General features: G+C 47.9%; 31 protein-coding genes. 18 read left to right on the top strand and 13 right to left on the bottom strand.

What is annotated here, in order from left to right; all coding sequences use genetic code 11:
* Positions 1-6: 6 nt before the first annotated feature.
* Positions 7-339 (top strand): hypothetical protein, encoded by a 333-nt coding sequence (locus tag B2U10_RS09195; protein ID WP_290786982.1) that lies wholly within the window; start codon positions 7-9, stop codon positions 337-339.
* A gap of 118 nt (positions 340-457) precedes the next feature.
* Here B2U10_RS09195 and B2U10_RS09190 read toward each other — a convergent pair whose 3' ends face one another.
* Genes B2U10_RS09190 through B2U10_RS09180 form a run of 3 tightly spaced genes read right to left on the bottom strand, consistent with a single transcriptional unit; the run spans position 458 to position 2518 of the window.
* Positions 458-1387 (bottom strand): ABC transporter ATP-binding protein, encoded by a 930-nt coding sequence (locus B2U10_RS09190; protein ID WP_290786979.1) that lies wholly within the window; start codon positions 1385-1387, stop codon positions 458-460.
* Positions 1387-2076, bottom strand: a complete 690-nt coding sequence (locus tag B2U10_RS09185) for an ABC transporter permease (RefSeq protein ID WP_290786974.1) — start codon at positions 2074-2076, stop codon at positions 1387-1389. Before B2U10_RS09185 ends, B2U10_RS09190 begins: the two co-directional genes overlap by 1 nt.
* A 28-nt stretch (positions 2077-2104) precedes the next feature.
* On the bottom strand, positions 2105-2518 hold the full coding sequence (locus tag B2U10_RS09180; protein WP_290786971.1) for a DUF4064 domain-containing protein: 414 nt from the start codon (positions 2516-2518) through the stop codon (positions 2105-2107).
* Between the two features lie 187 nt (positions 2519-2705).
* On the opposite strand from B2U10_RS09180, the gene B2U10_RS09175 reads away from it, so the two are divergent.
* Both B2U10_RS09175 and B2U10_RS09170 read left to right on the top strand, forming a co-directional pair.
* Positions 2706-3008 carry a DUF2089 family protein gene (locus B2U10_RS09175; protein ID WP_056061265.1) on the top strand — a complete coding sequence of 101 codons (303 nt, stop codon included), beginning with the start codon at positions 2706-2708 and terminating at the stop codon, positions 3006-3008.
* Positions 3005-3289 (top strand): hypothetical protein, encoded by a 285-nt coding sequence (locus tag B2U10_RS09170; protein WP_035408095.1) that lies wholly within the window; start codon positions 3005-3007, stop codon positions 3287-3289. The genes B2U10_RS09175 and B2U10_RS09170 overlap by 4 nt, the downstream gene beginning before the upstream one ends.
* A gap of 135 nt (positions 3290-3424) precedes the next feature.
* Here the strand turns inward: B2U10_RS09170 and B2U10_RS09165 are convergent, their stop codons facing one another.
* On the bottom strand, positions 3425-6643 hold the full coding sequence (locus B2U10_RS09165; RefSeq protein WP_290786968.1) for an ABC transporter permease: 3219 nt from the start codon (positions 6641-6643) through the stop codon (positions 3425-3427).
* Between the two features lie 445 nt (positions 6644-7088).
* Here B2U10_RS09165 and B2U10_RS09160 point away from each other — a divergent pair, with 445 nt between their 5' ends.
* The gene (locus B2U10_RS09160; RefSeq protein ID WP_035408091.1) at positions 7089-7562 is read left to right on the top strand and encodes a hypothetical protein; all 474 of its coding nucleotides are present in this window, start codon (positions 7089-7091) and stop codon (positions 7560-7562) included.
* A 65-nt stretch (positions 7563-7627) separates the two neighbouring features.
* Here B2U10_RS09160 and B2U10_RS09155 read toward each other — a convergent pair whose 3' ends face one another.
* Genes B2U10_RS09155 through B2U10_RS09145 form a run of 3 tightly spaced genes read right to left on the bottom strand, consistent with a single transcriptional unit; the run spans position 7628 to position 10166 of the window.
* Entirely contained in the window at positions 7628-8005 is a 378-nt protein-coding gene (locus B2U10_RS09155; protein WP_290773163.1) for a VOC family protein, read from the bottom strand.
* 17 nt (positions 8006-8022) lie between these two features.
* Positions 8023-9186 carry an MFS transporter gene (locus B2U10_RS09150; protein ID WP_035408088.1) on the bottom strand — a complete coding sequence of 388 codons (1164 nt, stop codon included), beginning with the start codon at positions 9184-9186 and terminating at the stop codon, positions 8023-8025.
* On the bottom strand, positions 9183-10166 hold the full coding sequence (locus B2U10_RS09145) for an ROK family protein (RefSeq protein WP_290786964.1): 984 nt from the start codon (positions 10164-10166) through the stop codon (positions 9183-9185). Before B2U10_RS09145 ends, B2U10_RS09150 begins: the two co-directional genes overlap by 4 nt.
* A gap of 260 nt (positions 10167-10426) precedes the next feature.
* Between B2U10_RS09145 and B2U10_RS09140 the strand changes: the two genes are divergently transcribed.
* The 4 genes from B2U10_RS09140 to B2U10_RS09125 all read left to right on the top strand — a co-directional run bounded on the left by B2U10_RS09140 (position 10427) and on the right by B2U10_RS09125 (position 13001).
* Positions 10427-11332, top strand: coding sequence for a methyl-accepting chemotaxis protein (locus B2U10_RS09140; RefSeq protein ID WP_290786961.1), 906 nt, complete (start codon positions 10427-10429; stop codon positions 11330-11332).
* A 109-nt stretch (positions 11333-11441) separates the two neighbouring features.
* Positions 11442-11930, top strand: coding sequence for a GNAT family N-acetyltransferase (locus B2U10_RS09135; protein ID WP_290786958.1), 489 nt, complete (start codon positions 11442-11444; stop codon positions 11928-11930).
* Between the two features lie 34 nt (positions 11931-11964).
* Entirely contained in the window at positions 11965-12543 is a 579-nt protein-coding gene (locus tag B2U10_RS09130; protein WP_290773157.1) for a GNAT family N-acetyltransferase, read from the top strand.
* The gene (locus tag B2U10_RS09125; RefSeq protein ID WP_056061289.1) at positions 12525-13001 is read left to right on the top strand and encodes a GNAT family N-acetyltransferase; all 477 of its coding nucleotides are present in this window, start codon (positions 12525-12527) and stop codon (positions 12999-13001) included. Before B2U10_RS09130 ends, B2U10_RS09125 begins: the two co-directional genes overlap by 19 nt.
* Before the next feature lie 39 nt (positions 13002-13040).
* Here B2U10_RS09125 and B2U10_RS09120 read toward each other — a convergent pair whose 3' ends face one another.
* Positions 13041-14093, bottom strand: coding sequence for a C45 family autoproteolytic acyltransferase/hydolase (locus tag B2U10_RS09120; RefSeq protein WP_290773151.1), 1053 nt, complete (start codon positions 14091-14093; stop codon positions 13041-13043).
* Positions 14094-14255: 162 nt separating this feature from the next.
* Between B2U10_RS09120 and B2U10_RS09115 the strand changes: the two genes are divergently transcribed.
* Positions 14256-15962 (top strand): methyl-accepting chemotaxis protein, encoded by a 1707-nt coding sequence (locus tag B2U10_RS09115; RefSeq protein ID WP_290773148.1) that lies wholly within the window; start codon positions 14256-14258, stop codon positions 15960-15962.
* Positions 15963-16104: 142 nt separating this feature from the next.
* Here B2U10_RS09115 and B2U10_RS09110 read toward each other — a convergent pair whose 3' ends face one another.
* The gene (locus B2U10_RS09110) at positions 16105-16608 is read right to left on the bottom strand and encodes a DNA topology modulation protein (RefSeq protein ID WP_035408072.1); all 504 of its coding nucleotides are present in this window, start codon (positions 16606-16608) and stop codon (positions 16105-16107) included.
* Between the two features lie 477 nt (positions 16609-17085).
* On the opposite strand from B2U10_RS09110, the gene B2U10_RS09105 reads away from it, so the two are divergent.
* From B2U10_RS09105 to B2U10_RS09080, 6 genes are all read left to right on the top strand, one after another.
* Complete coding sequence (locus tag B2U10_RS09105) at positions 17086-17526, top strand: VOC family protein (protein WP_035408070.1); 441 nt, start codon at positions 17086-17088, stop codon at positions 17524-17526.
* Positions 17527-17605: 79 nt separating this feature from the next.
* Entirely contained in the window at positions 17606-17935 is a 330-nt protein-coding gene (locus B2U10_RS09100) for an ArsR/SmtB family transcription factor (protein WP_052019022.1), read from the top strand.
* 19 nt (positions 17936-17954) lie between these two features.
* On the top strand, positions 17955-19250 hold the full coding sequence (locus B2U10_RS09095) for an arsenic transporter (protein WP_035408067.1): 1296 nt from the start codon (positions 17955-17957) through the stop codon (positions 19248-19250).
* Between the two features lie 15 nt (positions 19251-19265).
* Complete coding sequence (locus B2U10_RS09090; protein ID WP_290786952.1) at positions 19266-20924, top strand: FAD-dependent oxidoreductase; 1659 nt, start codon at positions 19266-19268, stop codon at positions 20922-20924.
* A 108-nt stretch (positions 20925-21032) separates the two neighbouring features.
* Positions 21033-21650: a flavodoxin family protein gene (locus B2U10_RS09085; RefSeq protein ID WP_056061306.1), complete on the top strand. Its 618-nt coding sequence runs from the start codon at positions 21033-21035 to the stop codon at positions 21648-21650.
* Positions 21647-22132: a YusW family protein gene (locus B2U10_RS09080; RefSeq protein WP_290750264.1), complete on the top strand. Its 486-nt coding sequence runs from the start codon at positions 21647-21649 to the stop codon at positions 22130-22132. Before B2U10_RS09085 ends, B2U10_RS09080 begins: the two co-directional genes overlap by 4 nt.
* Positions 22133-22610: 478 nt before the next feature.
* On the opposite strand, the gene B2U10_RS09075 is transcribed toward B2U10_RS09080, so the two are convergent.
* The 3 genes from B2U10_RS09075 to B2U10_RS09065 form a co-directional block, all read right to left on the bottom strand.
* On the bottom strand, positions 22611-23087 hold the full coding sequence (locus tag B2U10_RS09075) for a hypothetical protein (protein ID WP_056061317.1): 477 nt from the start codon (positions 23085-23087) through the stop codon (positions 22611-22613).
* The gene (locus B2U10_RS09070; protein ID WP_035408056.1) at positions 23087-23293 is read right to left on the bottom strand and encodes a helix-turn-helix transcriptional regulator; all 207 of its coding nucleotides are present in this window, start codon (positions 23291-23293) and stop codon (positions 23087-23089) included. The genes B2U10_RS09075 and B2U10_RS09070 overlap by 1 nt, the downstream gene beginning before the upstream one ends.
* A gap of 180 nt (positions 23294-23473) precedes the next feature.
* Positions 23474-23755 (bottom strand): hypothetical protein, encoded by a 282-nt coding sequence (locus B2U10_RS09065; RefSeq protein ID WP_290750277.1) that lies wholly within the window; start codon positions 23753-23755, stop codon positions 23474-23476.
* Between the two features lie 172 nt (positions 23756-23927).
* Between B2U10_RS09065 and B2U10_RS09060 the strand changes: the two genes are divergently transcribed.
* The 3 genes from B2U10_RS09060 to B2U10_RS09050 all read left to right on the top strand — a co-directional run bounded on the left by B2U10_RS09060 (position 23928) and on the right by B2U10_RS09050 (position 25768).
* Complete coding sequence (locus B2U10_RS09060) at positions 23928-24146, top strand: hypothetical protein (RefSeq protein WP_155960153.1); 219 nt, start codon at positions 23928-23930, stop codon at positions 24144-24146.
* A 133-nt stretch (positions 24147-24279) separates the two neighbouring features.
* Complete coding sequence (locus tag B2U10_RS09055; protein ID WP_290786947.1) at positions 24280-25191, top strand: PhzF family phenazine biosynthesis protein; 912 nt, start codon at positions 24280-24282, stop codon at positions 25189-25191.
* On the top strand, positions 25163-25768 hold the full coding sequence (locus tag B2U10_RS09050; protein WP_290786944.1) for an HAD-IA family hydrolase: 606 nt from the start codon (positions 25163-25165) through the stop codon (positions 25766-25768). Before B2U10_RS09055 ends, B2U10_RS09050 begins: the two co-directional genes overlap by 29 nt.
* A 39-nt stretch (positions 25769-25807) precedes the next feature.
* Here the strand turns inward: B2U10_RS09050 and B2U10_RS09045 are convergent, their stop codons facing one another.
* Positions 25808-26989 (bottom strand): MFS transporter, encoded by a 1182-nt coding sequence (locus B2U10_RS09045; protein ID WP_290750289.1) that lies wholly within the window; start codon positions 26987-26989, stop codon positions 25808-25810.
* Positions 26990-26995: the final 6 nt, after the last annotated feature.

The following is a 26995-nucleotide window of genomic DNA, read 5'->3' as shown; positions in this document are numbered from 1 at the left end:
ATAAAAATGAGTAAATCGAATTTTAAGAAAAAAAGGAAAAAGAGATTTTTGGTACTATTTTTAGGAGTTATAGCCCTCATTGTATTACTCATGCCGGTACTATCACCTATTCTGTTTACGGATGCTACGCCTAAAGGTGCTCTTAGACACGAACTATACAAACAAGGCTATTACTATCAAAATTACTTTGCGATCATTACGGAACAAGATCCTGTTGCAGAACGGTACCATATGTTTTGGTATGATTGGAAAAGTGAAACGGGAGGAACACCTTTTATCTGTTATTCAAAGAAGGTCAACGCGGAAAAGTATGCTGTTTCCTGCGGTACGGGTCCTTAAAGTGGTATCTTATATAAAATAGAATTGAGCTACATAAATCAGGCTTCCTGACATCGTATATTCACGATGCTAGGAAGCCTGATTTTTAATTCATAATGTATCGATTCAAAACGAGTGTTTAAGCCGAGCGACTTTCTGTGCCTAGATTCAAGAAGATTTCTTCTAAGGACGCTTCTTCTACTTCGAGTCGATAGACATGGATCTGTTGTGAGACAAGATAAGAATTGATCGTCGCAATATCCTGTTCACTTTGGACGATGAACGTTGACTGAGTCGGGGAGACATTGACGTCTTTCGCAAGCGTCGACAACTTGGACTGCAAGTGTAGTTGCATCTCATTGTCGAGCAACGCATGTTTGACATGAACAGTGATGTTTTTCTCATATTGTTCCCGTAACTCCTCCATCGTACCTTGCGTTTGGATTGATCCAGCCTGCATGATTGCAATCTCCGTACATAGTTTTTCGACCTCGTCCAAGTTGTGGGACGTTAGAAATATCGTCGTTCCGTCTGCTGCAATCTTGCGAATCAAAGAGTGAATTCCGAGAATCGAGTTGGCATCAACGCCAGATGTCGGTTCATCTAAAAATAAGATATCCGGTCGATTGATTAAAGCTTGGGCAATGCCGAGCTTTTTTTTCATCCCGAACGAGTAGTTCTTCGTTTTCATATCGATCGCGTCTTCGAGTTGTACATCACGCAGAAGTTGCTTCAACTCGTCGATCGTCGTCTTCAGACCAAGGACTTTACTGAAATACTTCAAGTGATCGAGCGCCGTGAAGTTTTCGTAAAAGGTCGAGTAATCCGGTAGAACACCAATCCGTGTCCGGACATCTTTCAAGGAATCGTTCGGCGCTCCGAGTAACTCGAATGTTCCGGACGTCGGGCGGACCAGTCCAGTGATCATATTGATGAACGTTGATTTACCGGCGCCATTTTGACCAAGGAATCCGAAGATGGTCCCTTGCTCGATCTCGAGATTCAACTGGTTGACGACGGTCTTATTGCCGTATTGTTTCGTTAAATTGGTTGCACGAAGGGCTAACATCAGAGATCTCTCCTTTTAAAGATAATCAGAGTCGTCAAGACATAAACAGCGATATGAATCAAAACAAGGTAAGTATAAGCAGTGTTTTCTTGCGTATAGTAATAATACGGCGTTAAGTAAGACAACGTATCAACGATGACATTTTTCGAAATAAGACTCCACATCCCGATGACCGGAAGCGCGATCGAGATGAAGATTCCGACGAACATCGTTATCGAGGAATTATTGACGACTGTTGAAAGAAACAACGACAATCCAATGAAATAAGAGACGAAGATGATGCTTTGAATCAAATCGACAAAATGAAACGACTTTGAAAATGGAACGATTAATATGAGGGCAACTGTCAGGCAGAGGACCCAAAACGATACGTTGCCTAAAAACTTCCCGAAAATGATGTTTTCACGGGACGTTTTTGTTGCAAGAAAACGAATCGTCTTCGACTCGATCTCTTTATTGACACTACTATGAGAAATACTTGTCACGAATAAAGGAGCAGCTAAAAACAGAAGTAACATCAATCCGATGATATACGCATTGTTACCTAGACCAAGATCACTGAGTTGCCCTTTGAACTGGCTGACGAGTTTAGCAGAACCAGTCGTCACGCCGAACAAGACGACGATGATCAGGATGGCGCGGATGCTTTGAAAAAGTGATTTGAATTCGCGAAGCGTAATGGCAAACATATGTAGACGCACCTTTCTCTAAGTAAGATTAATATTGTCGCGCTAGCTTCTTGTTCTTCGATACATTCGTGATACCGGCAATCAAGTAAGCGATTGAACCGAAGGCGCCGGCGAGTAACGTAAAGATTCCCCCGAGAATCGCTGTAATGATCAATAGCTTTCCAGCAGAACCGTTTTTGCGAATCCGGACGATTGAGAAGATGCCTCCTAATGTACATAAGAGCGAGACGGCACCAAGGTACAAGAAGAATTGTTGAAAGGATGTGAGGATTTGATTCGCCGTGACATCCGTGATGTTCTCATCGCGAATGAATTGATCGACCAAATCTTTCATGCCAGCGTGATCCGAAATCGAGCCAGACAATATAAAACCGCCTAAGCACAATGATCCAAACAAAACGATACCGATGACTGCAAATATGTACTCTGCTGTTCTTTTCAAGTAAAACACTCCTTTTCCTTATTTTTCCGATTTGACATTCCTAAACTACCATGACTTGAATCTCTATGACAAGTGGGAAAATGAATATATTTTAATTTTTTATTGGTTAAATGTTTAATTAAAATCAAAAATACTTTAACTTTATTTAAATAAATGCTATTGTGAATACATGGGAGGGAAATGGTAAATGAAGAAAGATGATGTTCCCGATTGGATTTTATCTCTAGAATTGGAAGAAGTGGAATTCGTGAAAAAATTCATCGTAAGCTCAGGTTCCTTGAAGGAACTAGCAAAACATTATGATGTGTCCTATCCGACCGTCCGAATTCGTGTCGATCGTATCATTCAGAAAATCGAAGTGAATGAGAAAATCGAGAATGAACCGTTCATCACATATATTAAACAAATGGCAATCGAGGATCGCATCACGATTGAGGATGCCAAAAAAATCATCGAAAAATATCGACTTGAGAGGGGTAACAATCAATGAATTTCTTCGTTTCTGCTCTACTTATCAGTATCTGTTTAGGAATACAGTATTTCTTATCGAGTCGTCACAATCCATATCTCGGCATCATCATGCCGATCATTTTAGTGATCGTGATGACGTGGCGTTACTTTGATGGTAGATATAATAGCCTATTAGCCTACGTGTTGATTTTAGGAATCGGGTTGATTTCACTTTGGGAACAATGGTCGCGTGGTCGAAAAGCTTTAAAAAAGAATCAAGAAAAAGAACTAGAACGAATGCGAGTCCACGATACGCTGTAAAGTCATACATATCGTTTCACATGAAGACGATCTTAAAAGAGATTGTTTTTATATAAAAGAGAGTAGCCTCTGTTTTGATGAAACAGAGGCTACTCTCATTTACGTGTTACGGGCTAGATTTATATTCCGTTCATTTTAATCGAGTTCAACCTTCACTGTCGTATCCTTCGGAAACGCATCATCCGCAGCAAAGAGGACGAATACCTTCTGGTCATCAGGAACTTGATAGACTAAATCAACGGTTGACTTATATGGTGAGAGATACTGATAACTGTTTCTGAATGCTTTCTTATTATGATTGACGTAATCAACGGTTTCATATTCTTTTCCGTCGAGCGACGTCAATGTAAAGGTGCCAGGTCGGTAAATAGCATAAGCGCCTTTTACTCTATTATCGGGATCGTACATGACAACAGGAACCGTAACGAACCGATAACCGCTCTTTTCCTTTAAATCGAGTTCTTTCGGTGTTGGAATGAGTGATTTAGCATAGAACAGTTCAGATGTAGCTTCCGGATCACCTGGATAGGTTTGAATAACCCCTTTCTTCATTAATTTTTTAAGTGCTTTTTGATCGTCTGTTCTCTTGTCAGCTGAGGATTTCGCTTCAGTAGCCAAATCCTTTAATTTTTGTCCGCTCGTCTGTTGCTGAGGAGCACTCTGTGTTGTAGTCGTTGAGGATTCCGTTGAGGCGAACAAGAATAGGCTTGCCACTCCGATACACAAGGAAGCGGCAATCGATCCAAGTGCCCATTTAAAGCGCCGTTCTGTTGCTTGCGTATTTTCGACGATGCTACCGAGTGCCGCATTCGGTGTAATCCGGACAGCGCGCTCGGCAGGAAGTAAGGCACCTAATACGCCAGTGATCACAGGAATCAAGAGCATGATGCTAAGGAAACCGAGCTCTTGAACCGGGAATTGTCCGTAAACGAAGCCGATCATCCCAAATGCTGTCAAGAGACCGATCACACCAGCACAGAGTCCTGTCATCATCCCTTCACTCAATACAAGTAAACGGATTTGCATGTCTTGCCAGCCCGTCGCTTTAAGAACAGCAAGCTGACTCTTGCGTTCATTGACGTTTTGCCACATGATCTCCGTCGTCGTCAGGATGGCGATCAGTAGAGCGACACCCATCGCGACGTAATGCATCGTGCCGACTTCAAGCGCGACATATTCTCCGAGCCACGTTGCGTACAAGACGCCTTTGAGTCGGAACGTGATGAACAGGAAGAAGATGAACAGACTCGTCGGTAAGGCGATCGCGACGACCGAGAGTCCTGTCCGTTGCCAGTACGTGACAAGCTGATTGGTACTCATCCCAAGCACGCTACGCGCGCGGACGAAACGACGACCTTTTGAGACTTCACCAGAACGCATGCTTTCATACGGTTTGATGCGTCGGATGAGCGTCATCGGTACGAGCGTTCCACCCCAGTAAATGAGTAAACCAGCAAGACCGATCAATAGAATCCGATCGATTGCGATCGGGTTGTCCGTCGTGACCCAGAACGAACCGAGAATCGTCCAAGCAATCAAGACGACAAGTGTACCAAGTATTGTTGCTTCGATGAACAGCAGTTTCGAGAGTTGACGCGGACGCCAACCGAGCGAAAGTAAAATCGCAAACTCTTTTTTTCGCGTATACAGCAAGATGATATTCGAGCTGAAGACATAGACGAGTGCGACGGCGATGACACTGGCGATGATGCCGCTCATCCCAACTTTTGCTTCCTGAAAGATCGCAATCGACGAGCCGAGCTTAATCCACGGTTGCTGAACCCAGCCAAGCGCTGATTCGTCTTTTAGCCCCGGTAAATAGGTCAAAGCGAGTTGCGGCGAGGAACCAAGTGTCACATCCGTGATTAGACCTGTCTTCTGTTCGATTTCTGTCGCCACTTGTTGGAGCTTTTTCTCGCTAGCAGCGTTCATTGTCTCGACACCTTTGACGTTGACGCGGATGGCAGAGATTGCTTTGTCGCCACGAATTTTAAACGCAGCATCGAGCGTCGTCAGCATCGATGGTGGTTTCGTCAGGAAATCGTATGGATCATTTGTCGGTTTGACGTCTCGAACTGGATTGACGGGACGTTCATTCTTGTCCATCACCCACTGGGCTTTCGACGGGAAGTACGTCTCCATCGGCAGTTCTGTCAGCGGGTCTTTCGAGATATTCAATTTCTTCGGATCGAAGACCCCGATATAGTTCAAGTTGACTTTGGGCCAATCCACGCTATCTTTTCCAAACATGCGCGCTTCCCGGTACATGCTGCGTTTAGCGAGCAAGGAATCTTGGTCGACTTGTTTTGGTTGGACTTGATAGGTGAACGGCCAACGTGAAGCGTAAGGACTTTTGATCGAACGGTAGTCGATCGGAGACGGTTTTAAGGCAATCCATGTAAAGGAATTGCTGTTCGTCTCTTCAGCGGTCGGTAACGTGTGTTTCAAAATATCATTGACGAGCTTCTTCTGGACATCTTGTGTCGTGATCGTATAACGTTTCGCATCGCTTGTCGGTAAGGAGTCTAAGTATTCTTTTCCGCCTTTTTGTTCGACTTGTTGTACCATGTCGTTGATGGATTTCTTTTTAGACGGAAGCTCGACTTTTTCGTACGTGTAGATCCGCGTTGCGTCCACGTATTCACGATTGTTCAACAAGATTGGGATTTGAACACCGTCTTCCCCGAACGAGATGACCTGATCATCTTTTGAAAAATAGTTACTATAGGTTCCTTTTGTCGTCGCTTGGTCCAAGCCGACGAGTGCGGCTTCCGCTTCGGGATCAACCCCTGCAATCATGACTTGGCTCCCATACTCAAAAAGTGGCTGCTTTCCAAGGAGGAGGGGAGACACCCCTGATTTTTTTGCATCCCCTGTGGGTTCCCATCCTGCTGCTAAGTAGGTGACCCCACTCGATGATTCGTTTTGTAATCCGGTATCTTGCGTATCTTTGATCGTCAGTTTATAAATCCCTTCTTGATCGATCGTGTGTGTACCGACACTCGAAACTGTTTGATTGTAGCCGATCATCGCGATCGGGGCAGCGACCTCGACGTCAGTGACTTTTTTGATCGTCTCGTATTGTTTGCGGGTGATCCCACCATCGAGACCACTCATATAGTTGGGCTCAAGTAACTTCAAGTCTTCCGTTACGCTCCGGCTGCCTTCCGGGCGGACGACGATGTCGTAAGAAGATCCCCAACGCTTTTGTAGCTCATCGACGACAGTCCCGTTATTGGCTTGCGTTGTACCGATCAAATAACTCAGTCCGGTACTGACGATCAGGACACCGACGAGCAGCAGGATGAAGCGCTCTTTATTGCGCCACCAGGAATTCCAGATGAACTTAAGCATCGGCAAAAACCTCCTGCGTTTGAATGTACGGTCTCGTTATTAACGGATTTCGATGAGTCGATCTTGCGTTAAGCATCGACTGAAGTGAAGTATGACTGAATGCGTGTAACGAATTGGTCATGCGTAAAACCTCCTTAATGACGATTTAAATTCCATATGTAAGTAAATAAATCCAATACCTACCTAATTATAACCATAGATAAAATGAAAAGAGAAAGTTAATAACTGAAAAATTAGTCAATTTACATATTTACCAAATAAATGGACTAGGATGAGCGACTGTTTTTCTGAAATGTAATGGATGAATTATTAAACGAACGTTGTCAATGTTTTACAGAACTATACGTTATGTTAGGATAGGTGAATCGAACGATAAAGACAGTAGGAACCTCAGTTCATAGAGGCTTTTACTGTCTTTTACTATTTTCGAAAGGGGGAGGCATCTATGAAAAAGCGAGTATTGCAGAAAATGAAGGCAATTCTGTTGATGAGTCTTCATTTTGGATTCATCTATTTATTGATGAATCCAGTGAACCTCGGGAGTGTTGAAGAAAATCTGTTCATGACGATATTCGTTCTGATCGAGGTCTATGTCGTGACGGTCTTTTATACGAGTTTGATTTTTTTAGGGATCGGGACACCGCTATCATTAGGGATTGAATATATCGTGAGTCAGCAAAAGCATAAGCGTAGATGGTCGATCGTCCTGCACCTGCTGTTAGGAGGAGTTCTGACATTATTAATTCTTCTTCTATTTGGCATCTTGCCACCATTTTCAGCGTGGATGGATACGGAGATTCTATTGAAAGTAATCTTCTTATTGTTCTACCCAGTAGGGTCTCTTCTCGTATTTGAACGAATGATCAATCGTCGGAAGTCTGCTCGTCAAGAGAAATACCAACAAGCAGAAAACAATTGAACAGTCATCGACCGACAAACAATCCCTCACTCTAATCAGAATGAGGGATTGTTTCGTTTCATCTATTAGACCGTCAATTCAATCACATTACCTTCCGGGTCCGCGATCGTACTTTCATAATACCCGTCACCCGTCGTCCGAGGACCGTCAAGATGTTGTATACCTTCATCCTGTAACCGAGCTGTCCAGTCATCAACTGCTTGTTTACTGCCGAGCGAAAAGGCGAGGTGGGCATAACCGAGCGCATTCATCGTCCGTTCCGTGATATCCGTCCGTTGCATCAATTCAAGACGCGCACCACTCGAGAACGTCAGGAAATATGACGTGAACCCTTTCATCGGATTATGATATCGCTCGCCTGTCGTAGCATCAAAATGTGTTTCGTAGAATTGACGCATCCCTTCCAGATCTGCCACCCAAAGGGCGATATGTTCAATCTTCATCTTCATTCCTCCTTTTTTCAAGACGCTTTTGCCAATCGCTGTCTGAATAACATCCGGTTCAATCCTTCCGTAGCGATCAGCATCAAGAAGATGAGACTGATCGTGAACCAATGGAACAACGATAAGGAGTAGGACGTCGCCAGCCATCCGAACAATGGCGGCATGAAGGTACTACCGGTATAGGCGAATGCCATTTGTACCCCCATCAGCCGTTGCGCCGCGGCCTCCCCGAAGCGAACCGGCGTCTCATGGAGCATTGCCGGATAAATTGGTGCGAGACCAAGCCCGACAAGTACGAAACCAAGCGGCATCCAGGCAGCAGGTGCGAGGATGAAACAGGTGGCTCCGACGAATGCCGTCCATTGACCGACACGAATCAAACGACGATTCGACCAGCGCAGCGATAGAAAACCACTGATGAAGCGCCCCGCGGTGATACTTCCGTAGTAGACGGAAATCCACGTCGCTGCTGATGTTACGGAAAAGGACCGGACTTGGACAAGATAACTGCTGCCCCACAGCCCGACGACCGCTTCGGCTCCACAATAAAAGCAGAAGGCAGCGAGAGCGGCAATCAATCCGCGTGGTTTTCCTGACGACGTACTCACGGTCTGAACCTGTTGAGACACATGTTTCGGAGCCCGCTTCCAGAGGGGTAAGCTGACGATTAAGACAATCATCAAGACGAGTTGCAATGCGCCGACGACGAGGTAACCAAAACGCCAGCCGGAATCGAGCAATACACCAGCCATGATGAGCGGACCAGCCGTCGCACCGATGCCCCAGAAGCAATGGAGCCAGTTCATATGATGCGCTTGATAATGCGTGGCGACGAAATGATTCAACGCCGCGTCGACGACTCCAGCGCCCAGTCCAAGCGGAATCGCAAGGACGAAGAGCCAAATCAAGGACGGAGCAACGTAAAAACCAATCAATGCCAGAGCCGTCAAACCGGCAGAAGCTGCCGTGATCGGACCTGTTGAATAACGTTCGATCAGTCGACCGCTAAACAGACTCGAGACGATCGTTCCGGCAGCGATCGTCATGAAGAGCCAACCTGCCATGTCGAGCGGGGCGTCGAGATCGAGCCGCATCACAGGCCACGCCGTACCGAGTAACGCATCTGGAAGACCAAGACTGATAAAAGCGAGATAAATCAAAGGTAATAGTAGACGGGTCATCGGGCGAGACCTCCTAACGGAATTTGTTCAATGAATGACTGGATGCTGAGTTGCATCAAACCATCTAAATAATCGGTTTCCCAGTCGCCTTTTCGCAACTGAGGTAATTTGCTGAGCGGAAAGCGCTTGGCGCATCGATCCGTCAATCGAGCTAACCCGTCATCCGAGACATCTGACGCTGCGAACAAGATAACATCCGGATTTAAGGTGGCGCTAAACGAGAGGATGATTCGACTTAATGCCTCATACCAGTCGTCAGAGTGTGGTGTAGTCGTCGCGAGGACTTGTCCGACATTTCGTTTGTCGTCAAACGGGATGAACGAGATCTCTCCAGCGAAGTGATGCGCTCCGTGGACGACATGACCTGAAACGGCGACACCGGCTCCCGGTCCGTTCGTTCCGAGATACATATAGACGGTCGTCTCGTTATCAGAAGCTTGCGCACGGACCGCAGCGTTCATATCATTTTCGACGATGATGGGTCGCCCGAACCGTTCAGTCAGTTCTTGTTGTAAGGGGTGACCGTCTAGCGTCGGATAATCCGGGGCGAATAGGATTGTGCCGGTCGTATCAACGGCACCGGCGACACCAATCGCAAGCGTCTGAATACGTGGATGATCGTTAAGTAATGCTGTCAGCGTGCTCAATAAAACAGATCCATGATCCGTCGAATCGAAGTTCAGGCGATCCGTTGCGATCACATGTCCACCGACGTCGTGGATGCGATACTGCAGATACGTCCGTTCGAGATAAAGAGCGAGTCCGTGAAAGTGATTCACGCGATAGCGATACCGTTTTGCCGGACGACCACCGCGAACCAATTCAAGTGGTGTCTCTTCAATTTCCCGAGCAGTGATCATCTGATCAATCTGTTTGCTCGCAGTCGGAAAACTGACGTCTAGGACGTTCCGAATCACCGGAATCGTATCGAGATGGTCGATCAAAAAAGCGTGACGCGTACGAGAGAGGACTTCAGTCAAAGGATAAACCTCCAATTTGGATTACTTATTAAAATATTTTAATAAGTTTTGATTTAAGTATAGCAGGTCGAGAAATATAGACAACAAAAAAGAGGAAAGAAATAAATCCACTGAAAATCATGTTTCATTCTTACTCTCTCTGGATAATAATAAAAGAAGCGAAAAAATTTTAGTCATATATCTTTAATTCATACTATTCCGATTTGTAATATCTTGGATAGCCTGTAACGGGAGGTAGATGGCGAGAGGAGCTTGTAATCATGACAACACAACTATCAACCGACCTAGGATCCCAAGATATTGTAGCCTCCCTGCGCGATAACGTCGCGATGATTCGATTCGATCGGCAACGTCGTGTCGTTGATGTCAATGGCTTGTTCGCGAAGACGATGAAATATAAACGAGAAGAGATGATTGGGATGCAACATCATCTATTCTGTACGACGGAGTTCGCAATGAGCGACAATTATCAAGCATTTTGGCAGAAGCTTTTCAGCGGCTTCAGTACGGCGGATAAAATTGAACGGATCGATGCGTATGGTCAATCGATTTGGCTAGAAGCGACCTATATGCCGATTTACGATGGAACGGAAGTGACCGGTGTCTTGAAGATTGCCTCTGATATCACCGATCGTCAGCAGACGATTCAACAATTCGCGACTTCGTTTGATGCGATCGCCAGTGATCTGAACACGCGGTCGACGCATGGCGAGCGGGAGAGCAAAGCGTTACGGCAAACAATCGAGCAGATGGCTGAGACGACCCGTGATAACCATCAGACGATTGAACGCTTGCAGCGCCAGGCGCAAGATATCGCCCAAGTGACCGAGACGATTAAAACGATCGCGTCCCAGACGAATCTCTTGTCACTCAATGCCTCGATTGAAGCAGCACGAGCCGGTGAACACGGGAAAGGGTTCAATGTCGTCGCGACAGAGGTCCGCAATCTCTCGAAACTCGTCGAGCAAGCCGTCGTTGATGTCCGGCAAACGACACAGCGAATGAACGATGAACTACAGCGGATTGCCCTTGCGATGACGCAGGCAACGACCGATGCACAAGCAAGCGTCATCGTCGTTGCGGAAACGGTTGATCGTTTCCATGACGTGCAGAGTGCAGCATCGTCGTTAACAGAGACAGCGCGAGATTTTACAAAAGCAATTTAAGTGAGAGACGGCATTCCGATAAACGGAGTGCCGTTTTGTATAAAAAGTATCCCTACACTTTGGAATAATATGTTAATATACTACAAAACGAAAAGGGAGCGAACTTCTGATGAATATCCGTACTGCCCGCCCTGACGATTTTCAGGCGTTGATTCCGCTATTCCAACAAATTCATGAGCAGCATGTAGCTTTACGCCCCGATCACTACCGTCCGCACGAGATGCCGGTTTCGGAAGACTTATTTTTGTCGCAACTCGACCGATCAGATTTCGAAATCCTCGTCGCGGAATACAAAGGACTTGCCGGTGTGATCGTCTTAAAGGAAGATATCATCGAAGGGAGCGGCTTCGTCTTTGATAAACATTACTTACGGGTCATCAGTCTCGTCGTTGCGGATACGCATCAGAAGCAAGGCGTCGGCATGCGATTGATGCAAGCCGCTTACGCGCATGCGGAAACAATTGGTTGCGACCGGATCGAACTCGGCGTCGATGACGCCAATCAAGAAGCGATCGCCTTTTACGAGGCACTCGGAATGTCTGTCCGCTCAAGACGGATGGAATGGAACGTGACGTCTAGCAGGGAAACGACGTCGTGACGTCAAACAACAGTTACTAGAAAGGGGAGAGGTCATGTTCAGGTTACAAGTGTCCGATCACGTATCGCTTCAATTGTTCGAACGGCACCATGCGGAAGAATTATTCGCCCTCGTCGATGCCAATCGCTCACATCTTCGCGAATGGCTCGGTTGGGTTGATGGTACAACAGATACCATTACATATCAGGAAGTAGTCATCCCAGCATGGCTGCAACAGTTCGCCGATGGCAACGGCTTTACGTGTGGCATCTATCTTCAGGAGGAGCTCGTCGGAACGATCGGTTTGCATGCAATCGATCGGCATCTCGGGCAAACGTCGATCGGCTATTACTTAGGAGAAAAAGGACTCGGGAAAGGTGTCATGACGGACGTCGTCCGGTTCGTCACGCATTATTGTTTCGAGACGCTCGGCTTGAACCGCGTCGTCATCGAGTGTGCGACTGGAAACGTCCGGAGCAGACGGATCCCGGAACGACTCGGGTTCACGGAAGAAGGCGTCTTACGGGACGCTGAGAAATTGTACGGGACTTATCACGACCTCCAGGTCTATGCGATGTTACGACGGGACTGGACGAAAACGCAGGAGGTAGCAGCATGCGCATCGAGCCAATGAAACAAGCGACCTATGAGGTGTATCTACCCGTGGCAATCGAGGAATATGCGGCAGATAAGTGTCGCGCCGGTACGTGGTCAGAGAACGAGGCGCATAATAAGTCGACAGATGAGTTTGCGACGTTGTTGCCTGAAGGTCTGAAAACGAAGGATCATTATTTGTTTACGTTTCGTGACGAGACAGACAGCGACATTGGAATGGTCTGGGTTCACGTAAAAGAAGAATCACGCGGACGTTCCGCTTTCATCTTCGATGTCAAGATTACGTCCGATAAACAAAACCAAGGGTACGGCAAAGAAGCACTCCGATTACTGGAAGTGATGTTAAAACGGATGAACGTCAAAAAGATTTCGTTACACGTCTTCGCGCATAACGAACGGGCGATTCATGTGTATGACTCGCTTGGGTATGAGAAAACGGATTATTATATGTCGAAACGACTAGACGTTTCCCAGTAAAAAGATGCCTCTTGCGCAAGCAGGAGGCATCTTTTTCGTTTAACGCCATGTCTGAAGTGTATTTGCAAACTGGATGGTCGTCTCAAGTTCTCCTGTGATTTCACTTGCTGTGAAGTCATTGCCGGCGAGCCAGTCAGAAAAGTCGAACGTGACCGGTTCCTGATCACCACCGAGCGCGAACCATACCTTTAACTCTTCCGGGAAGTAGGCAGACGTATGGATCGTTCCTGCCCACTGCGCATATAAATCAGCGAAGACGCCTTTATCAGTATCGTTCAAGAGTCGGAAAGCGGATTCCGCATCTTGAATCATATGTTGATGTGTCTTTAGCTCCATCATCCGACGTTTTGAGTCATCCAGGTGATAGCGGTTTTCGTGCTGTAGCAAATCGAAGTGATTGGTACACATGTTGGATTCCCGCACTTGGACGTCGCGTGCCGTCGCCTCGATGACAAACGAACGCGCGGATTTATCGTGGACGACGTACGTGAACGATCCGCGATGTGGAATCTCTTTGACGAGTGAGATCGCATCGTCGACCGACGTACACATCTCGAGGATGATCCGTCCGATCATGAAGCTGACGAATCCATCTCCCGGCCGCCGACGATTGATGAAGTTATAACCCATCGCAAGACCATGTTCGTTCATCCCGTCCATTCGACCGGTCACCCGAGATGCCGGGCCGATGATCGCTGAACCGCCATCGTTCGGTTGAAAGACGGAAAATCGTCCGTCGTACGTCATCGGATGATAATCATAATTGCGAACGAGAAAATTATCACCGGTCATGATCGAACAACCACTTTTAGGACCTTCAACACGGTAATGTCCGAAATGTAGTAAGGTGTCTGGCAATGATAGTTCGAGTTCGTCTTGCAGTCCGAGCAACTCGTCCCAGATGTGCGGAGCATACCGAAGGAACATCTCCTTCGTCTCGACCGGATCGACTTGAAAGCGAGGAACACGGATTTTCCAGTTGTCCTCTCGGTTATGGAGCAACTGATTTCGTTTGACGTAACGCCCTTGTTCGCGACCGAACTCATAATGACTGCCGCGGAATTGCGTGATTTCATTGGCTACTCGTTGCATGGGACTCATCCTTTCTTCAACTGCTGTATGCTGATTATATCGAACGCAAGGGAGAAAGTCGTATGGCAAGTCTTTACTAAAGCACATCTAAAGTATGGGAATATTGAAAAAATAGTCAACTTTTTCAATCCTGAACCGATAACAAAAACGGGAGGGGATGGAATGAAACATATGTCAGTCAGACGGAAGATACAAGCTTTGATCGCAACAGCCGTCGTTGCGATGCTACTCATTGCGGGAGCAGGACTCTATTTCTTGAACCAGATGTCAAACGCTTCCCGAGCGATGTATCAGGAGAACTTGATTCCGATCCAAGAAGTGGCACAGATTCGGATCGATACACGGGCTCTCGATTCCTTTTTAGTGGAGATGATCCTAACGAAGGATGAAGCACGAATCACGGAACTCCAAGCCGATATCGATACGCGACAGGCTCAGATTCGATCGTCGGTCACGAAGGTTGAAAAAACGGGACAATTTGATGCGCGAGAAAAGAAACAACTCGAGGAGTTGAAGGATAATGTCCTCGCCTACGACAACTCGATGACGCTCGTTCAAGATGCGGCGACACGAAATGAAGAGGAAGAAGCCTACACGGCGTATTCCGATGGTTTGGAACAAGTCCGGGATAACGTCGCGAACTCGGCAAAAGCATTAATGGCCTCAATGACGAAACAAGCGAAGATGTTAGATGCCCAGAATCAAGCGGAAAAACAAACCGCCTTTTACTTAATGCTCGGTATCTTTTTACTGGCGGTCCTCTTGTTTGCAGGACTTGCCTTATACATCACACGTCTCATCACGCGTCCGATTCGTCAACTGCAGGGTTGGATGAATCAGTCAGGTAAAGGTGACTTGACTGTCCGAGGTCACTATGATTCGAAAGACGAACTTGGTCAATTGACGACATCGTTTAATGAAATGATCGCCTCACAACAACAAGTCGTCCTTGAACTGACGGGAACGGCAGACCGCGTCGCCGTTGCGTCGGATGAGCTTAGCGTCAATGCGGAATCAACGACGAAAGCAACAGAGATGGTCGCTGTGACGATGGAAGAGATGGCAAGCGGTGCAAGTCAACAGCTGCATCAAGTGTCCGATGCTTCACGGACGATTGAAGAGTTGACGACGTCCGTCCGCTACGTCGCCGGCAATGCGCAACAGATGACGCAACGGACGACAGACGCGATGGAAAAAGTCGCACTCGGGGGGAAGGTCGTCGGATCACTCGGAACGCAGATGGGACGTATTCAAGAAGACGTGTCGCGTCTCAGCCAAGTCATTGATGGTCTTGGCAACCGATCACAGGAAATCGGTCAAATCACGGATTCGATCAAAGGTGTCGCGGCACAGACGAACCTCCTCGCTTTAAACGCAGCAATCGAGGCAGCACGCGCTGGTGAACAAGGACGCGGATTTGCCGTCGTCGCAGCGGAAGTCAAGACGCTTGCGGAACAATCGGCGGTCTCGGCAAAACAGATCGAGTCCTTGATTCGGGTCATCCAACAAGAGACAGAAGCATCGGTCGCCTCGATGGAGAAGGTCTCGACCGAGATGACGAGCGGGATTGCCGTCGTCGATCAGGCAGGGACATCCTTCTCGGAAATCGAGACAGCGATCACCGACGTGACAGGGCACGTCGAAGAAGTGTCCGGCGCCGTTCAGGAAATGGCGGCAGCGAGTGAACAAATCGCTTCTGTCATGCGGACGATTCAAGCGGTGACGGAAGGAACCGCTGCCGGGACACAAAACATCTCCGCTTCGACCGAGGAGCAGATGGCGTCGATGGAAGAAATTTCGTCTGCATCGCAATCGCTCGCGACGATGGCGGATGATTTAAAACAAGTCACAGGCAGATTCAGCGTGTAAGATATTGCACTACGACCATGAGGGGTAACCGTCATGGTCGTTTTTTTATTTGTGGTAATGACTGGAAAACGGGCAGGAGAGTAAGTTTGTTTCGTCGTATGTACATCACTAAGGATGACGAAAGGTAACAGATGGACGGATGTTATGAAAGTGATTGAAGAAACTGTTTGACAGCGCGGCGGGACCGCAAATGAACGATTTGTTTATCGGACGTCGCTTTAAGCGTTGAAAGGATACTCGGTCGCTTATCGATCGGAAACCGCCAAATCCATTTCAGAAAATCAAGCGACAGTTTCTCGGGACAGCCTGCCGCCATATCCGGTCGGCCGGTCTTACGATAGCGCAAGGTCCGTTTCAGCGCACGGTACAGACAAAGCGTCCGCGGCAGATCAAGGAAGATGACCGTATCAGCGGCATCGATTCGTAAGTCAAGCGTTCCACCGTAATTACCGTCGATGATCCATGTATCACGCGATATGAGTGTTTGTTGAATCTGGCGTTGTTCCTCACGCGAAACCGCCTCCCAGTTCGGACGCCACAATAAGCTGTCGAGGTGATCAACGGGATAACTTAGTTTTTTTCCCATCTCGCGGGCAAGCGTCGATTTACCGGACCCACCAGAACCAATCAGGATGATTTTTCGCATCATAGACCTCCTATTTTTTGTCATAGGAATTGATCATATCACGGTTTTCTAGTCGAGGATAGAACGAAAGGAGTGAATGAGATGGTACCAAATTTCATAATCGAAGGGATGACGATTGTTTTTCTATTTCTCTTACTGGGATGCAGAACAAGCGTATCTGAAACAAAGCTTTATGAATCGGTGTCGGGTTATCTTGAGCAGCTTTTGTGACATTCGTAAACAGCAGTTAAGTGATATATAACTAAGCGATACAACTGATGACATATTCAAGAGGAGCGGGGTCGTCACGAGCCAGTCGATGTAGAGAATTTCAGTCAGAAAGCCATCAATTTTCGATAATGATCCGGAGTCACCAACGGCTTGTTTCATGAAATAGCAACTGACGATACAAACTTCAGCCACCACTTCGAAACGCTCTAGATGTGCTTTCTATCACCGTTTTGAAAACATTTTGACACACTTGAGGAGGAATGACGGATGCCAATTAAACGAACGGATCATATCAGTCTGAACGTCGTGAACCTAGAAGAAGCGATTCACTTTTTTTCGCTTTGCGGGCTCGAAGTACGTGGACGATGGGAAATGGAAGGGAAGTTGCTCGATCGTTTGTTGAATCTAGACGGGGCAAAGACGGAATGTGTCGCTCTTGGGTTACCAGGTGAAGCAATCTGGCTCGAACTGGTTCGGTTCAAACGACCAGTTGAGACGTCCACTGTCGTTCAGCCCGTTTATGCCAGCGGATTGCGTCATCTCTGTTTTGAAGTGACAGGACTCAATGCACTCCTCGAACGATTAGCGGATCAAGGATATCAACCGATTGGGAACGTCGCGAATTACGAAAATGAGTATCGCCTATGTTACGTAAGAGGACCTGAAGGTGTGATCATAGAGCTAGCAGAAAAAATCGATTCCGTATAAACACGGGATCGATTTTTTATTTCTTGTTGTATAACCAAATGGTTATATTATATCCTGATGAAGAAAGGACGGGAAACTCATGACACGATTTGATCCAGAAATAGAAACGATGAGTCAGTATCTCAAAGGGTTAAGTGATCCGGTACGGCTGGATATCTTACGTCGATTACAGGTGCGCGAACACTGTGTCTGTGATTTGACCGCGGCATTCGATATTTCACAACCCGCGATCAGTCGACATTTAAAACGACTTCGAGAACAAGCGATCATCTCCGAACGCCGCGATCGGCAATGGATCTATTATCGCTTAAATCGGGAACATCCTTATTACGGTCAACTGGAATGGATGCTAAGACGGCTGGATACAGCAGATGTGCGCTCCAGTTCCTGTACCGTATTAGAAATCTAACAGAAATGAAGTGAATTAATTGACAGCATCACAATGGCTTGCGATCGGAATATTTCTGATCACCTTATTTTTAATCATCAAACAACCGAAAGGGCTCGGTATCGGGTACTCGGCGATCGGAATGGCGATTGTCGCACTTTTAACGGGCGTCGTCGAACTGGGAGACGTCGCGACCGTCTGGGGGATCATCTGGAACGCGACGTTCACCTTCATCGCCTTGATCGTCATCTCATTGATCTTAGATGAGATCGGCTTCTTTGAATGGGCCGCGTTACATATGGCCCGAATCGCCCGCGGTGGCGGTCTGAAACTCTTCATCTACATGACGTTACTCGGTGCCCTTGTCTCGGCCTTGTTCGCGAATGATGGGGCTGCCTTGATTCTGACACCGATCGTCCTCGCGATGGTCCGTCACTTGAAGTTACCGGATGCGGTCGTCCTGGCATATGTCTTCGCCTCCGGCTTTATCGCCGACACGGCAAGTCTTCCGTTCGTCATCTCGAACCTCGTCAACATCGTTTCGGCGGACTTCTTTCACATCGGCTTTACGGCGTATGCGGCGCGGATGGTCTTCGTCAACGTCTTTTCAGTCGCGGGAAGTCTGCTCGTCTTGTATCTCTATTTCAAGAAGCAGATCCCGAAAGTCTATGCCGTCGAGGATTTGGCGCAACCGACGTCTGCGATTCGCGATATGCGGATGTTCCGTGCTTCATGGATCGTCCTTGGCTTGTTGCTCGTCGGATACTTTACGAGTGATGCGATTGGCATTCCGGTCAGTCTCGTTGCTGGTATCATCGCTGTCTTTTTCTTATTCCTGGCGCAAAAATCACCGAGTGTTCCGACGAAGAAGGTCCTTGCCGGTGCCCCGTGGGCGATCGTCTTCTTCTCGCTCGGTATGTATATCGTCGTCTACGGTCTGCGCAATGCGGGACTGACGCAAGTCCTTGCGGAGTTGATCGAGTGGATGGCGACGAACCTCGCATCGGCGACGTTTGGAATGGGCTTCCTTGCCGCTCTGTTGTCTTCTGTCATGAACAATATGCCGACCGTCATGATCAATGCGTTGTCGATCGAGCATACGGCAACGACGGGAGCGATTCGTGACGCCTTAATCTACGCGAATGTCATCGGTAGCGATCTCGGTCCAAAGATCACGCCGATCGGAAGTCTTGCAACCTTACTGTGGCTCCATGTCTTGCGCTCGAAAGGGGTCCGGATCGGTTGGGGACAATATTTCAAAATTGGTACCGTCTTGACGATTCCGACGCTCGCCATCGCGTTGCTCGGGCTCTACATCAGTTTATTACTCTATTAAGAGGAGGACATGAATATGGCGAAACTACTTATCATCGGCTCGGTCGCTGCCGGCACATCAGTTGGGGCGAAGGCACGCCGTAATAGCGAAGACTTAGAGATCACGATCTACGACCGGGACGAGGACATTTCCTATTCCGGTTGTGGGATTCCCTATTTCGTCGGCGGTGAAGTCGCTGAGCTCGATGAATTGACGCCACGCGACGCAGCGTTCTTCAAGAAACGTTACAACATCGACGTTAAGACGCGTCATAACGTCGAAGCGATTGATCACGAGACGAAGACAGCGACGATCCGTCATCTGGATTCGGGTGAGACATTCACGGATACGTACGATACGCTCGTTTTCGCGACTGGTGCCTCTAGCATCATTCCGCCGCTACCGGGCGTCGATCTCGAAAACGTCTTCCCGGTCCGTAACATCCGCAATGCGGAAGCGATTCGTCGGTACGTCGACGCGCAAGCTCCAAAACGTGCTGTCATCGTCGGCGGCGGATTCATCGGACTCGAGATGGCAGAACAGTTGACATATCGCGGAATCGAAGTGACGCTCGTCGAACGGTTGACGCAAGTCATGCCACCGCTAGACGTCGATATGGCAAAACGCGTCAGTGACCATCTCGAAGCGAACGGCGTCATCTTACGTCTCGGTGAGTCCGTCACTTCGTTCGAAGGTGAGAAGACGGCTCGTACAGTCGTTCTTGCAAGTGGTGAGACGATCGAGACGGATCTCGTCATCCTGTCGGTCGGTGTCAAACCAAACACGCAACTCGCACAAGAGATCGGTGTGACGATTGGGCAGACGGGTGCGATCGCCGTCAATCGACAGATGCAGACGAACATCAAAGGCGTTTATGCGGTCGGCGATGTCGCCGAGAGCTTTTCGCTCATCACCGGTCAACCCCTTTACCGCCCGCTTGGTTCGACAGCGAACAAGATGGGGCGGATTGCTGGGATGGTCATCACTGGTGAAGCGATTGAACACCGGGGAATCCTTGGAACGGGAATTTTTAAAGCATTCGATTTGACGGTCGCCCAGACCGGATTGACTGAAAAAGAAGCCCGCGACGCCGGGTATGATATCGAAGTGTTACACAACATCAAGCCGGATCGCCCGGAATATCTCGGCGGGAAAGAAATGGTCATCAAGGCGATTGCAGATCGGAACGATGGTCGTATCCTCGGTGCCCAAATCGTTGGTCCGCAAGGGGTCGATAAACGGATTGATGTCCTTGCGACCGCAATCAGCTTCAAGGCAAAAGCGGAAGACTTATTCCATCTTGATCTGGCCTATGCGCCGCCATTCTCGACGACGAAGGACCCCATTCTTTACACCGGGATGGCCCTCGATAACGCGATCAAACGAACGGCCCGTCTGAAAACACCGAATGCTTTGATGGAAGAGGTCGCTAAGGGTCAGGTCTTCCAAATCATCGATACGCGCTCACGCGCTCAGTTCGAGAAGAGTCATGTCGACGGGGCAATCCATATTCCGCTCGGTGAGTTACGTGAGCGGGCGCAGGAACTTGATCCGACGGTACCGACAATCGTTTACTGCAATAAAGGTGTCACAGGAAACGCGGCACAGAACGTCTTGAAGAATCTCGGGTTCAGGGACGTCTGTAACTTATCCGGTGGCAATCAAAACTATCAACACATCAAGTCATGTCTCTGACGAGGAAAGTCTTCGCGAAAGCGGAGGCTTTTTTTGTTTACTTCGGATTAGAATCAGGAAAGGATTAAGGACGAGGAACATGTCAATTCAAAAGGGGAGGATGAACGGATGGTACGCGCTTTATTTTTGAACTGTACTTTAAAAGCATCACAAGAACCATCGAACACGGAAGCGTTGATTCGCGACGTGATTTCGTACTGGGAGCATGAGGACGTCGATTCAGAAATCGTTCGAGTCGTCGATCATCAAGTCGCATTCGGTGTGACGGAAGATGAAGGGAACGGCGACGAATGGCCGGCACTCTTCGACAAAGTCAAACAGGCAGATATCGTCGTCATCGGGACGCCGCTGTGGCTCGGTGAAAAAAGTAGTGTCGCGACACAAGTCATCGAACGGTTATACGGGGGAAGTGGCTTGACGAACGACGTTGGACAAGCCATCTATTATAACAAGGTCGGTGGTGTCATCGTCACCGGCAACGAGGATGGGGCGAAACACGCGTCCGCGTCGATTTTATACGGTCTGTCGCACATCGGATTCACGATTCCCCCCAATGTCGATGCGTACTGGGTCGGTGAAGCGGGACCTGGACCGTCTTACATCGAAGCCGGACGTGACAATGACTTCACGAAACGGCATGCCCAGTTTTTAGCTGCCAATCTTTTGCATCTTGCTCGGCTATTGAAAGCGCACCCGATTCCAGCAGAAGGGAATGTGATGGAATGAAGAGAGGATATGTTACAGGATACGGTGTTGCGACCTTATTTGCGATGAGTCTAATGGTAGCAGGATGCGGGAACGACGAAACGGCGTCGGACAAGGTCGAGGACGGATCTACAAACTCGAATACGACCGACAATACGATGAAAGATAAGGATGCGGTCACGAAAAATGCAGATACGGATTATGGATTCACCAGTTTATCGATTGAAGCGGACGTCAACGGGGATATGGACGCAATCGACATCAGCTATGACCGAGAGAATGACGGCACGGAAGCCGAATACCAGTATAAAGATGAAAACAAACGCGGGGACGCGGCGATGACGGAACTCGACGCGAAGTTCAAGAACTTAAAAGTAGATGCGGATACATCTGAGAAAGATGTCATCGCGGAAGTGGAGCGTGTATTTGCGATTCAAGATGCGTCCCGCCTCGAGGTAGAGATCGACTTCTCGGACGGAACAGAAAAAGAATATAAAAAATAAACGACGGGGCTGACTCACATGTCGTCCTCTAAAGATAAGGGTGGCAGAATGATGATCTGCCACCCTTAGCTCGTAAAAAAATGACGCGTCACACGCCACTCCTACAGGAAAAAGCGTATTATGCGCTGTCAGAGACAAACAAGACCCGCTTTCCTGCTTGAATGAAGCAGGAAAACTGGCTTGTGTCTCGCCTGAGGAAAGGGCGTAAAAAGACGCGTCATTCTTTTTTGAGTCAGCCTCGTCGTTTTAGTGAATCGTCATATGAGCGAGGACCCCATAATGATCACTTGGTATGACGTGATGGGGCAGTCGTTCATGTCCGATCAATTGAACGCGTTGTAAGGTTACTGGTGCCGGTGAGCGTTGACACAGCAACCAATCGTACCGGATATGCTAGGGAAACGGTGTATCACGAATAGGGTCAACTGACGGACCATCCGGAGCAGGCGCATACTCAATAGTCCTTCGTCAAATGATGTTAGCGGCGAACGTGGACGATCCAAGCGGTCATATAGGTAAGGGTTCCGACCGATAGGACGAGCGCGATCGCATAAAACGGAAACGAAGGATACCGTTCAAGTAGTGGCTGTTCAAACAAAAAGGCAATCATCAGGATAGGAAGACTGATCAAAAAAGCAACGTACGCTGCGCGGGTCGCCTTACCAGTGATGAGGGCCTCTCGTTCGTCCGAGTCAGAGAATTCTGCTGTTGACGTCGACCATTTTGAAAATGACCGGGAGCGATCCGTTCGTGAGAGATAGCCAATGCATGAGACGACAATAGCGATGATGATCAGTGGTAGCATGATGCTGAGATCGAGCTCAAACGACAGACCGGTACCGGATACAGGATCATCTTGAAATAATTGAAGTTTGTCATGAATCGCACTGATGAGAGACGCAGCTAAAAAATAGAGACAACAATTTAAAACAGATTGGGTTATGACGCGGTTCATCAAGACTCCTCCTCTAATTGAAATAATTCCTCTACTGGTCGATCGAAGACGCGAGCAATTTGCATTGCAAGTAATAAGGATGGCGTATAGCTGCCTTTTTCAAGCGAGATGACGGTCTGGCGTGTCACGCCGATCCGTTCAGCGAACTGTTCCTGCGTCCACTTCTGTTGTTGGCGGTAAATCCGGACTTGATTCGTCAGCTTCATCCAGCGACCTCCTTTCCAGTTGTTTATATTGTAAAGTCTGTTTTACATTTTGTAAAGTGAACTTTACTTTTTAAATGGGAAAAAGCCAATGAATCAAGACGATCCATTGGCTTAGTCGTAAGCGATACATTCAAATTGGTTTATATTGCAATGGGAATGAAGCAAGCCATTTGCAAAACATTACATGATGTGCGGCGTTACAATGATGGCTACGAGACACACGAACGTCGTAATGACGTGATGTCGTCGTAAGGACAAGGGAAGCAAAACAAGCCCTGCGATCGTGACACCAGTAACGATCCATCCTAAAAGAAATTCCGTGTCATGGGAAGCGATCGGAATACTCAATAGATACGCTGTCGCGTGCGGAAAGTAGCCCAGTGTTTGAAAAAGGATCCCGCTAAAAACACCAATCAATAGCAAACCAATCGAGAGCTGAAACCGTTTTTTGGATTTAATCATATAGATGCTCCTCATCTGTTTTTTGATGCATGACTTCGTGATCGGTGCGTCTACCTTCTAGTCATTCGTCAAAATGAATCGAATTCCTGTCTGTTATCTTTCTCGGAACTTTATCAAAAATCCTTGCTTCTATGCACAAATCGGAATATTCAGATAATAATCGGGTATCATCATGAAAACACCATCGCCGATTCAGTGGAAAGGAGAAGAGAAGATGATGCCTGAACTGATACCGGATGACCGGGAGCTCGAACGAAGGATTCGAATCGTCCATCTGTTGCGAAAACTGGGTAAGACAGACGAAGCAATTGCAAGGTCCCTCTATGTACCGATCGAATGGGTCCAGTCGATTTATGAAGAAGACGACTGGCAGCAAATGCAATCATCCTAAGGCAAGGGCGTCTCGTCCTTGTTTTTTCATCTGTTCTGTTAGACTTATTTTATAAAAATGAAATCAGGATGTCAGAAATCAAAGATACATAACAACACGGTGCGTGATCTGAAAACTGGACAGGAGGAGACAGATGATTGAAATATTGCACTATGATGTATTTACGACGACACCCGGAACCGGTAATCCAGCCGGAGTCGTGTTATCCGCCGATCGATTGTCGGAGCTTGAGATGCAACGGATTGCTCAGGCGAGTGGATTCACGGAAACGACATTCGTCCTCTCTTGCGAGCAGGCAGATTATCAAATGCGTTTCTTTGCACCGGAACGGGAGATGGACTTGTGTGGACATGGTACGATCGCTGCATTGACGGCGATCGATTCACACATTGGTGTACCTGCAACATGTCACATCAAGACAAAATCAGGTATCTTGCCTGTGATTCGATTAGCGCATGGCAGGTTTCGTTTACGACAAGGGCGACCTTGTCTGCACCCATTTAATGGTGACGTTGAGGCAGTCTTAGCATCGATTGGATTAGAAATGAAACATTTAGATGAACGATTTCCGATCGTTTATGGAAGTACCGGGAATTGGACGCTTGTGTTGCCGATTCGCCGTCTCGTCGATTTTCAACGGATGATGCCAGATCATCAACAATTTGCATCCGTTTTGGTTGACTATCCTCAAGCATCGATTCACCCCATCTGTTTCGATACATATGATGCGCAGACGACTTTACACGGACGTCACTTCTCAGCAACGGGATCAGGCAGCATTGAAGATCCGGTAACAGGAACGGCGAGTGGTGTGATGGGTGTCTACTACCGAAAATTCATGAAGCCATCCGTCTCAGGAACGATGATCACTGTCGAGCAAGGACATGAGATAGGACGATCAGGTCAGGTAAAAATTCATGTCTCCGGTGAAGGACTTAATCACAACGACTGGAAGGTTGAGATGGACGGGCAAGCCGTCTTTGTTGGAGTAAAGAAAGTGGGAGAGGAAGAGGCAGATGTTGAAACACTTCATTTGGGATTTTGACGGCACCTTGTTCGATACATATCCGGTGTTGATCGATGTTTTCGTGGACATGCTCGAGAGCGAGGGGCAATCGGTCGATCGAGAACGTGTCGCTGAGCTGATAGCGATCTCGGCTAAGACGATGTATGAGGCGTTTGCGGTGTCCGAAGCATTCATTACGAACTACAAACAACAAAAGGCGACGATCGAGCGCGAACGGTCCGGTCCGTTTCCGGGAATTCATGAATTGCTTGAGACATTATCGGCAAGTGGTGCGACGCATCATATCGTCACCCATCGTGGAACATCCATTCATGCGTTGCTTGCAAAACACGAATTGACGCATCATTTTCAAGACATCCTGACTGCAGCACATGGCTTCGTCCGTAAGCCGGATCCGGAAGCTGTCACGTGCTTGATTAATCGGCATCAGATGGCTCTAGACGAGACGATCATGATCGGAGACCGGGAACTCGACGTCTTAGCGGGACATCGTGCGGGTATTGCCACATGTCTGATCAACGAACGACCAAATGAGACGGTTGCGACCTATACGGTACCGACGCCTGAACAATTACACGAACGATTGCTGACATAACGACAGCCCCGCTTCCAGTGATGGGAACGGGGCTGTTTTTTAAGAAGACAAACGATCCGTTTCAGTTACTTCAGTGCGTGGTGCATGCCAGAAGTATGTCAGTAAAATACCGACCGCAAGCATCATCGTCGCGAAATAAAACGGATAGTTGAGGTTGACGTCAAACAATAATCCGCCGACGATCGGTCCGAGAATATTTCCGATACTCGTAAACATCGAGTTCATTCCACCGACAAAACCTTGTTCATCCCCGGCAATCTTCGAAAGATAGGTCGTGACGGCTGGTCTCATCAAATCAAAGCCAACGAAGACGACCATCGTCACGAGAATGATCGAGACATAGTTCGTCACGAACGTCATTAAGACGACGAGCAACGTCGAACCAATCAAACTGTATCGGATCAAGCGAATCTCGCCGAACCAACGTGTCAAACGATCGAACAGCCCGACTTGGACGATGACGCCGACAATCGCACCAAGGGAGATCGCAAGCGCGATATCTTTCGCCGTGAAACCGAACTTCCGGTCAACGAAAAGCGCGAACAAGGACTCGAACGAGGCGAGGCCGAACGACGAGATCAATAGGACTAGGAAAGCGATGAAATAGAGTGGACTAAATACTTTCCGAAAACCCGTCTGTTGTTTGATGGTCGTCGCCTCATAATGACGGTTAGGTTCCTTGAGCGTAAAGATAGATAACACCATTGCCGTCAGACCGAACGCGGCAGCAAAGAAGAACGGCGTCCGCGTGCCGAGGTCAGCAAGGAACCCGCCGATCCCGGGTCCGATGATGAAACCGGTCGAGATGGCGGCAGACATATAGCCAAGCGCTTTCGGACGGGTTTCGTTCGTCGTGATGTCAGCGATGAAAGCGGTGACAGCTGGCATGATGAAGGCCGCACTGACACCACCGAGAATCCGCGACGCGAACAGGACTTCGACCTGTTGACCGAGACCGAACAAGAGCTCAGACATGCTAAAGATGAATAAACCGATAATGATCATTGGCTTGCGTCCGTACTTATCGACGGCACGTCCTGCAAGCGGGGACAGAATCAATTGCGCGAAGGCGAAGGCAGATACCATGTAACCGACCGTCGCCCCGGAAATGCTTAACTCATTCATGATCGTTGGTGTGACAGGAATGACGAGTCCGATTCCGAGAAAAGCGATGAATAAGTTGAGCAGGAGTGTACTTAAAATCAATGTATTGTTTTGCATAGGTCA

It is taken from the genome of Exiguobacterium sp. UBA7533, assembly GCF_002479335.1.
GTDB lineage: Bacteria > Bacillota > Bacilli > Exiguobacteriales > Exiguobacteriaceae > Exiguobacterium_A.
This window is presented reverse-complemented; position numbering and strand designations above follow the sequence as displayed.